Consider the following 10,869-nt stretch of genomic DNA (forward strand, 5'->3'; position numbering starts at 1 on the left):
GGTCCGGGTGCTCCAACCCCACCACCCGACCCAGACCCCACACCTGCGCCCGCACCGGATCCACCACACCATCCGACCGGCCCGTCGACACCGCACCCGACGTCACCAACCACACCGGCGCCGCAATATCGGCATCACCCAGCGCCTGCACCACCGTCAGGCTGTCCACCAACGGATCCGCACCCAGCCCCGTCAGCGACACCACACCGGCGATCGGCCCGGCAGGACCGCCGGGGCCGTCCGGGCCGGCCACCAGCGCCCGCAGCCGCTCTGTCAGCAGAACCCGGTCCAGACCCGGCTCCATTCCGACGGGCATGACATCGGCACCCGCCATCGCCAGCGCCGCGCCCAGGTCGACAGCCACCGACACCGCATCCGGCCCCGCCTCGGCACCGAGCACCAGCCACGTCCCGGACAGGACCACCTGACCCGGGTCCACGGCCGGCTTCCACACCACCCGGTACTGCCACCCATCCGTGACAGCCGCCTCCCGCCGACGCGCATGCCACGACGCCAACGCCGGCAGCACCGGCAGCACCGGCACCAACGACGCCGCCTCCACCTCCAACCGCTCCGCCAACCCCGCCAGATCCGACCGCTCCACCGACTCCCAGAAACCCGCCTCCACCACATCACCGACCACCACCTGAACCGGCGCCAACTCCAACCAGAACCGCTGACGCTGGAAGGCATACGTCGGTAGCTCGATCGCGGATACCTCGACACCGTCGAACAGCCGCGCCCAGTCAACAACGACGCCGTGGACGTGGAGCTGGGCGAGGGCGGTCAGGGCGGTGGACGTCTCGTCGCGGTCGCGGCGCAGCAGCGACACGAACACGCTGCCCTCGGCATCCGGCAGCACCTGCCCCACCATCGCCGTCAACACACCATCCGGACCCGCCTCAACAAACCGCGTCACCCCGGTCGCCGCGAGCGCCGTGACCGCGTCGGCGAACCGCACCGGCTCCCGCACCTGCCGCACCCAGTACTCCGGATCCGACCACTCACCCGCGCCCACCAGACGCCCCGTCACCGTCGACACCACCGGCAACGTCGGCTCCTGGAACGTCAGCCCACGGACCACGGTGGCGAACTCGGCCAGCATCGGCTCCATCAACGCCGAATGGAAAGCATGACTCGTCCGCAGACGAGACGACCTCCACCCACGCGCAGCCGCCAGCTCCGCGGCCGCGCCGATCGCCTCCGCGTCACCCGACAGGACAACAGCGGTCGGACCGTTCACCGCGGCCAGATCCACCACGACACCGGCCTCCGCCAGCGCGGCGAGGATCTCGGTCTCGCCGGCCTGCACCGCCAGCATCGCCCCACCCGCGGGCAACGCCTGCATCAGCCGACCCCGCGCCGCCACCAACACCGCCGCATCCGCCACATTCAGCACCCCGGCCGTGTGCGCCGCCGCGATCTCACCAATCGAATGACCCACCACCACATCCGGCGTCACACCCCAGTGACGCAACAACGCCGCCAGCGCCACCTCCACCGCGAACAACGCCGGCTGCGCATACCCCGTCTGATCCAACAGCTCCGCATCACCATCAATCAGCTCACGGACCGACCGATCCAGATGAAGATCCAAATGCGCACACACGGCATCGAACGCATCCGCGAACACCGGGAAAGCGTCATACAACGCCCGCCCCATACCGATCCGCTGCGCACCCTGACCGGTGAACACCACCGCCAACCGGCCCGACCCCGCAACCCCACGCACCACATTCGACGCAGAAACACCAGAACGAAGAGCATCCACACCAGCCCGGAAACCAGTCCCGTCGGCGGCGAGGATCACCGCCCGATGCGCCAGCACCGCCCGCCGCACCGAACCCGCACCGAGGGCAGTCAGATCGACGTCTGTCTCGGCGAAGCGCCCCGCCTGCGCCCGCAACGCCGCCTCGTCATGACCGGAAACCAGCACCGGAACCACCGGAAGAACCCGTCCGCTGATTCCGACAGGCTGCTCGGCAGCAGACGCCTGCTCGAGAATGACGTGCGCGTTCGTACCACTCACGCCGAACGCCGACACTCCGGCGCGCCGCGGCCGGCCGCTCTCCTCCCACACCCGGGCCTCGGTGAGCAGCTCGATCGCCCCGGCCGTCCAGTCGACGTTCGTGGTCGGCTCGTCGACGTGCAGCGTCGCGGGAAGCGTCCCGTGGTCCATCGCCAGGACCATCTTGATGATCCCGGCGACGCCGGCCGCGGCCTGCGTGTGACCGATGTTCGACTTGATCGACCCCAACCACAGCGGCTGACCTTCGGGCCGACCCTGGCCGTAGGTCGCCAGCAGCGCCTGTGCCTCGATCGGATCACCCAACGTCGTACCCGTGCCGTGCGCCTCCACCGCGTCCACGTCGGCAGGCGACAGGCCCGCGCTGGCCAGCGCCTGCCGGATCACCCGCTGCTGCGACGGACCGTTCGGCGCCGTCAACCCGTTCGACGCACCATCCTGATTCACCGCCGAACCACGCACCACCGCCAGCACCCGCCGGCCGTCCCGGCGCGCGTCAGACAGACGCTGCACCAGCAGCACCCCGGCACCCTCCGACCAACCCGTCCCGTCCGCCGACGCGGCAAACGAACGGCACCGCCCGTCGGGCGAAAGACCCCGCTGACGCGAGAACTCGACGAACACGTCCGGGCTGGGCATCACCGTGACACCACCGACCAGCGCCATCTCCACCTCACCCGCGCGAATCGCCTGCGCGGCCAGATGCAACGCCACCAGCGACGACGAACACGCGGTGTCGACGGTGACCGCCGGGCCCTCGAGACCGAACGTGTACGCCAACCGCCCCGAGATCACACTCGACGCCGTACCGGTCAGAAGATGGCCTTCCAACCCCTCCGGTGCATCAACCAGCCCCGTCCCGTACCCCATGTAGCTGGCGCCGACGAACACCCCGACCGGACGTCCACGCAACCCCGTCGGATCGACACCGGCGCGTTCGAACGCCTCCCACGACGTCTCCAACAACAGGCGCTGCTGCGGATCCATCGCCAACGCCTCACGCGGCGAAATCCCGAACAACCCCGCATCGAACTCGCCCGCCGCATAGAGGAAACCGCCGTCGCGGGCGTAGGACGTCCCCGCATGATCCGGGTCGGGGTTGTAGAGGGAATCCAGGTCCCAGCCGCGGTCGGTCGGGAAACCGCCGATGGCATCCCCGCCCGCGGCCAGCAGATCCCACAGCCCCGCCGGCGAGTCCACCCCGCCCGGCAGCCGCAGGCCCATACCCACGATCACGACCGGGTCGTCGGTTGTCGCCACCAGGGTGGGAATCACCGACGCGCCGGCCGAAGCCGTGCCTTCGGCCTCGGCCAGGAGGTGTGCGGCGAGGCGGTGGGTGTTCGGGTGATCGAAGACCAATGTCGCCGGCAACCGCAGGCCCGTCACCCGCATCAGCCGGTTCCGCAGCTCCACTGCCGTCAGCGAGTCGAAACCGAGTTCTCGGAACGCCCGGTCCGCCGACACCTCGTCCGCGGACCCGTGGCCGAGCACGCCGGCCACCTCGGAACGCACCAGCTCGACGACGACCCGCTCCCGCTCGCCCGCGGGCAGGCCGTCGAGCCGCTGCGACAACGACGACGCCACAGCGCCGCCCGCAGCCGCAGCCTCCCCTGCCAGGGCGACCGCCGCGGGCAGGTCGGAGAACAACGGCCGGGGGCGGGCGGCGGTGAACACCGGCAGGAACACATCCCACCGCACATCCGCCACCACCACCACGTCATCGCCCGCACCGCCGCTACCACCGTTACCGCTGCCGCCGGAGGCGCCGACCGCCTGGGCGAGTACGGCGATGGCCTGGTCCGGGTCCATCGCGGTCAGGCCCTGACGGCGCAGCTGATCGGCCACCGCCTCGTCGGCCGCCATTCCGACCTGCGCCCACGGACCCCACGCCACCGCCGTACCCACCCGACCAGCAGCGCGGCGCCGCAGGACCAGCGCATCCAGCGCCGCGTTCGCCGCGCCGTACGCCGCCTGCTCACCGCTGCCCCACACACCCGAGATCGACGAGAAGACCACAAAGGCGTCCAGCGGGGTGTCACCGAGCAGCTCGTCCAGGTGCAGCGCGCCCGCGACCTTGCCGGAGACCACCCGGTTCAGGTGATCGGCGTCCACCTCGGCCAGCGCCCGGTCCTCGCCGACACCGGCCGCGTGCACCACCGCCGACAGCCCCCCGGCGACCGTCAGCAGATCGGCCACCGCCGCCCGGTCCGCCAGGTCACATGCCACCACATCAGCGGCGACCCCGTCGGCGGACAGTTCGTCCACCAGTGCGGCGGCGCCGTCCGCGGCCAGCCCGCGCCGGCTCACCAGCACCAGCCGCTCCGCACCGTTCCGCGCGGCCCACCGTGCCACCGCAGCGCCCAGACCACCCGTCCCACCGGTGATCAGCACTGTGCCGCGTGGACGCCACCCCGCCTCGCGCTGTGCGGGTGCAGGTGCCAGGCGCCGCAGCAGAATGCCACTGCCGCGGACCGCGACCTGGTCCTCCCCGCCGGGCAGGCCCGCCAGGACCGCGATCGCCCGGGACGCCGTCCGCCGGTCGAGGCTCTCCGGCAGGTCGAGGAGACCGCCCCAGCGCTCCGGACGCTCCAGACCGGCCACCCGGCCCAGCGCCCACACCTGCGCCTGCGCCACCTCCACCGGACGATCCGACCGACTCGTCGACACCGCACCCGACGTCACCAACCACACCGGCGCCGCCACACCGGCATCACCCAACGCCTGCACCACCACCAGGCTGTCCACCAGCGGATCCGCGCTCAGACCGGCCAGCGACACCACACCCGCCACCGCACCGTTCAGCGCGGAGCCGCCCTGTGCCGGGCCGTCGAGCGTGGTGCTGTCGCCCGCCGATCCGGCCATCAGCAGCGAGCGCAGTCGACCGGCCAGCTCCGCCCGATCCGTTCCGGGCGCGACGGGCACCGGTACGACATCCGCCCCCGCCGCGGTCAGCGCATCGGCCACGTTGGCGGCCAGCCGAACAGCCCCGGCTTCGGCCCCGACACCGGTCTCGGCCGCGGCCTCCGGGCCCACCAGCAGCCAGATCCCTGACAGGGACGCAGGGCCGGGGTCGGCGGTGGGCTTCCACGCGATCCGGTACCGCCACCCGTCGGTCGTGGCCGCCAGGCGGCGCCTCGCCCGCCAGGACGTCAGCGCCGGCAGCACACCTTCCAGCGACGCGGCGTCCACCTCGAGCCGCTCCGCCAGCCCGGCGAGGTCGGACCGCTCCACCGACTCCCAGAAGTCCGCCTCGATGACGTCACCGGCCGTGGCCTCGGCCGGCGTGTTCTCCAGCCAGTACCGCCGCCGCTGGAAGGCGTAGGTCGGCAGGTCGGCCGCCGGAGCGCCGGCGCCGTCGAACAGCCGCGCCCAGTCGACGGCAACCCCGTGGACGTGCAGCCGGGCCAGCGCGGTGAGCGCCGTGACCGGCTCGTCCCGGTCACGGCGCAGCAGCGGAACGAACACACTGCCCTCGGCATCGGGCAGCACCTGCTGCGCCATCGCCGTCAGGACCCCGTCCGGACCAGCCTCGACGAACCGCGTCACCCCGATCGCGGCGAGCGCGGTGACCGCGTCGGCGAACCGCACCGGCTCGCGGACCTGCCGCACCCAGTACTCCGGATCCGTCCACTCGCCCGCCCCGACGGGACGCCCGGTGAGGCTCGAGACGACCGGCAGCTCCGGCTCGCGCAGGGTCAGCCCGCGGACGACGGTGGCGAACTCCGCCAGCATCGGCTCCATCAGCGCCGAGTGGAAAGCGTGGCTGGTGCGCAGCCGGGTGCAGGTCCACCCCTGTGCGCCGGCAAGCGCGGCGGCGGCGGAGATCCCCTCCTCCGGACCGGAAAGGACGATGGCGGACGGGCCGTTCACCGCCGCCAGATCCACCCCGATCGCGGCCTCGGCGAGCGCGGCGAGAGCCTCGGTTTCGTCCGCCTGCACCGCAAGCATGGCCCCACCCGAGGGAAGGGCCTGCATCAGCCGACCGCGGGCCGCCACCAACAACGCCGCATCGGCCAGGTCCAGAACCCCGGCTGTGTGCGCCGCCGCGATTTCCCCGATCGAATGACCGACGACCACATCCGGCGTCACACCCCAGTGACGCAGCAATGCCGTCAGCGCCACCTCGACCGCGAACAACGCCGGCTGCGCGTACCCCGTCTGATCCAGCAGCTCGGCCTCGCCGCCGTCGATCAGCTCCCGCAGCGGCCGGTCCAGGTGAAGGTCGAGATGGGCGCAGGCGGCGTCGAACGCATCCGCGAACACGGGGAAGGTCTCGTACAGCGCCCGGCCCATGCCGATCCGCTGGGCGCCCTGGCCGGTGAACACCACCGCGACCCGACCAGCACCGGCAGTCCCACGCACCACGTTCGGCGCGGAGCCGTCGGTGCGCAGGGCCTCCAGCGCTGTGCGCAGATCATCCTCGCCCGCTGCCAGCACCACCGCGCGGTGCGCCAGCACCGCCCGCCGTGTCGTCCCCGCACCGAGAGTGAGGAGATCGATGTCCGTCTCCGCGAGACGTCCGGCCTGGTCCCGCAGTGCCGCCTCGTCGTGGCCGGAGACCAGCACCGGAACCACCGGCAACGCCGGTGCCGGTGCCGTTCCGGCCGCCGGCTCGGCCGGCTGGTCACGTCCGGGAACCGGCTCCGGCTCGGGGGCCTGCTCGATGATGACGTGGGCGTTGGTGCCGCTGACCCCGAAGGCGGAGATGCCGGCGCGGCGTGGCCGGCCGTTCTCCTCCCAGGCCCGGGACGCGGTGAGCAGTTCGACCGCGCCGGCGGTCCAGTCGACGTTCGACGTCGGCTCGTCGACGTGCAGCGTCGCCGGCAACGTCCCGTGGCGCATCGCCAGGATCATCTTCATGATCCCCGCCGCGCCGGCCGCGGCCTGGGTGTGACCGATGTTCGACTTGATCGACCCCAACCACAACGGCTGATCCTCGGGCCGGCCCTGGCCGTAGGTCGCCAGCAGCGCCTGCGCCTCGATCGGATCACCCAGCGTCGTACCGGTTCCATGCGCTTCCACGGCGTCCACGTCGGCGGGCGTCAGGCCGGCGCTGGCCAGGGCCTGGCGGATCACCCGCTGCTGGGCCGGGCCGTTCGGCGCCGTCAGACCGTTCGACGCACCGTCCTGGTTCACCGCCGAACCACGCACCACCGCCAGCACCCGACGGCCGGCCCGGCGCGCGTCCGACAGACGCTGCACCAGCAGCACCCCGGCGCCCTCCGACCAGCCCGTCCCGTCCGCACCCGCGGCGAACGAGCGGCAGCGCCCGTCCGGAGAAAGACCCCGCTGGCGGGAGAACTCCACGAACACACCCGGGTTCGGCATGACCGTGACGCCACCGACCAGCGCCATCTCCGCCTCACCCGCGCGAATCGCCTGCGCGGCAAGATGCAACGCCACCAGCGACGACGAACACGCGGTGTCCACCGTCACCGCCGGCCCCTCGAGACCGAACGTGTACGCCAACCGCCCCGAGATCACACTCGACGCCGTACCGGTCAGAAGATGACCTTCCAACCCCTCCGGGAGTTCGGCCGGGCCCGTCCCGTACCCCATGTAGCTGGCGCCGACGAACACCCCGACCGGACGCCCACGCAACCCCGTCGGATCGATCCCGGCGCGCTCGAACGCCTCCCACGACGTCTCCAACAACAGGCGCTGCTGCGGATCCATCGCCAACGCCTCACGCGGCGAAATCCCGAACAGCCCCGCGTCGAACTCACCGGCGTCGTAAAGGAAGCCGCCCTCACGGGCGTAGGACGTCCCCGCATGATCCGGATCCGGGTTGTACAGCTCCTCCACATTCCAGCCACGGTCCGTCGGGAAACCACCGATCGCGTCATGGCCGTCCGCCAGCAGCTCCCACAGACCGTCCGGTGAATCCACCCCACCCGGCAGCCGCAGACCCATGCCCACGATCACAACCGGGTCGTCCGTCGTCGCCACCGACGCGGGAACGACAGGCACCAGAACGCCCGCCGGCGCCGCGCCGGAAACCTCGGCCAGCAGGAACTCCGCCAGCCGCTGCGCATTCGGATAGTCGAACACCAACGTCGCCGGCAACCGCAGACCCGTCACCCGCACCAGCCGGTTCCGCAGCTCCACCGCCGTCAACGAGTCAAAACCGAGATCCCTGAACGCCCGGCCCGCCGGAACCTCCTCCGCCGAACCATGGCCAAGAACCCCGGCCACCTCGGAACGCACCAGCTCGACAACGACCCGCTCCCGCTCGCCGGCAGGCAGGTCCACCAGCTGCTGGGACAGTGAGGAGACAACGCCGCCGCCGGCCGCCGTCCCAGTCGCCAGTGCGACAGCCTCGGGCAGATCGGAGAACAGCGGGCGGGGGCGGGCCGCGGTGAACACCGGCAGGAACACATCCCACCGCACATCCGCCACCACGACCACGTCGTCGCTGGTGCCGACAGCCTGCGCAAAGGCTGTCATCGCCTGGTCCGGGTCCATGGCGAGCAGGCCCTGGCGGCGCAGCTGCCCGGCCACCGCCTCGTCGGCCGCCATCCCGACCTGCGCCCACGGACCCCACGCCACCGCCGTACCGACCCGGCCGGCAGCGCGGCGACGCAGGACCAGCGCATCCAGGGCCGCGTTCGCCGCCCCGTACGCCCCCTGCTCGCCGCTGCCCCACACACCGGAAATCGAGGAGAACACCACGAAGGCGTCCAACGGGGAGTCGCCGAGCAGCTCGTCCAGGTGCAGCGCACCGGAGACCTTGCCCGCCACCACCCGGTTCAGGTGATCCGCGTCGACGTCGGCCAGCGGACGGTCCTCACCGACACCGGCCGCGTGCACCACCGCCGACAGCTCACCGACCTCCGCCAGCAGGCCCGCCACCGCCGCCCGATCCGCCAGATCACACGCCAGCACATCGGCTGCGACCCCGGCGGCCGACAACTCGTCCACCAGCTCGACAGCACCCTCCGCGGCCGGCCCCCGCCGGCTCACCAGCACCAGCCGCTCCGCACCGCTGCGTGCAGCCCACCGCGCGACCTGGACGCCCAGGCCGCCCGTACCACCCGTGATCAGCACTGTCCCCCGCGGACGCCAGCCCTGGCCGGCACCGACACCGAGAGCCGAGGCGGGGTCGATGGCGGGAACCGAAACCGCCGCGGTGGCCGGGGCCGCGAGCAGACGGCGCACCAGCACCCCGCTCCCGCGAACCGCGACCTGGTCCTCCCCGCCGAGCAGCCCCGCCAGCACCGCGACCACCCGACCGGCCACCCGGCGGTCCACCGTCTCCGGCAGGTCGAGCAGGCCGCCCCACCGGCCCGCATGCTCCAGCGCGACAACGCGACCCAGACCCCAGACCTGTGCCCGCAACGGATCCACCGGACGGTCCGACCGGCCCGTCGACACCGCACCGGAGGTCACCAACCACACCGGCGCCGCCACACCGGCATCACCCAACGCCTGCACCGCCACCAGGCTGTCGAGCAACGGATCCGCACCCAGCCCGGTCAGCGACACCACCCCGGCGACCGGGCCATCCACGCCGTCCACCGCCGACCGCAGCTCCTCGGTCAGCCCCGCCCGATCGCCCGCCGGCACCCGCACCAGCGACGCGCCTGCCGCGGCCAGCTCCGCGCCGAGACCGGCGGTGTCGTCCCCGAGCAGCAGCCAGGTCCCCGACAGGGCGGCCGCACCGGGATCGGCGGCCGGCTTCCACACCACCCGGTACCGCCACCCGCTCACCGCGTTCCGCTCGCGGCTACGGGCCCGCCACGACGCCAGCGCCGGCAGCACGCCTTCCAGCGCCGCCGCCTCCACGTCCAGCCGGGCCGCCAGCCCCGCCAGATCGGACCGCTCGACCGACCCCCAGAACTCCGCTTCCTCACGGTCGACCGGCTGGTCCACCACAAGGCCGGCGGACGGCTCGGGCCAGTACCGCTGGCGCTGGAAGGCGTAGGTCGGCAGGTTCTCCGCCGGTGTCGCCCCGGTGCCGTCGAACACCCGCGCCCAGTCGACGGTGACGCCGTGGACGTGCAGCCGGGCGAGGGCTGTGACCGCTGTGGACGTCTCGTCGCGGTCGCGACGCAGCAGCGGAACGAACACACCGCCCTCGGCGGCCGGCAGGACCTGCTGCGCCATCGCGGTCAGCACACCGTCGGGGCCGGACTCGACGAACCGCGTCACCCCGTTCTCGGCAAGTGCGGTGACAGCGTCAGCGAACCGGACCGGCTCACGGACCTGCCGCACCCAGTACTGCGGGTCGGACCACTCCCCGGCCTCCACCCACCGCCCGGTCACCGTCGACACCACCGGCAACGTCGGCTCGCGGAACGTCAGGTCGCGGACGACCGCGGCGAACTCGGCGAGCATCGGCTCCATCAACGCCGAGTGGAACGCGTGACTCGTCCGCAGCCGGGACGACCTCCACCCACGTGCGGCCGCCAGCTCCGCGGCCACGCCGATCGCGTCCTCCGGCCCGGAGAGAACCACGGCGGTCGGACCGTTGACGGCGGCGAGATCCACCGCGATGGTCGCCTCCGCCAGCGCGGCGAGGATCTCGGCCTCGCCCGCCTGCACCGCCAGCATCGCCCCACCCGCCGGCAGCGCCTGCATCAGACGACCCCGCGCCGCCACCAGCACCGCGGCATCCGCCAGATCCAGAACCCCGGCCGCATGCGCGGCGGCGATCTCACCGATCGAATGGCCGACCAGGATGTCCGGAGTCACACCCCAGTGGCCCAGCAGCGCCGTGAGCGCGACCTCGACCGCGAACAACGCCGGCTGCGCATAGCCCGTCTGATCCAACAGCCCCGACTCGTCGCCGTCGACACCGTCGATCAGCTCCCGCAGCGGCCGGTCCAGGTGAAGGTCAAGAT

The 10,869-nt window shown here is 72.5% G+C and carries 1 protein-coding gene; it reads right to left on the bottom strand.

The annotated features are described in order from the left end of the window. On the bottom strand, positions 1–10,869 hold a 10,869-nt coding region (locus tag AB1460_RS33185), incomplete at both ends, for a type I polyketide synthase (RefSeq protein WP_368966181.1).

It is taken from the genome of Parafrankia sp. FMc2, assembly GCF_041008525.1.
Lineage (GTDB): Bacteria > Actinomycetota > Actinomycetes > Frankiales > Frankiaceae > Parafrankia.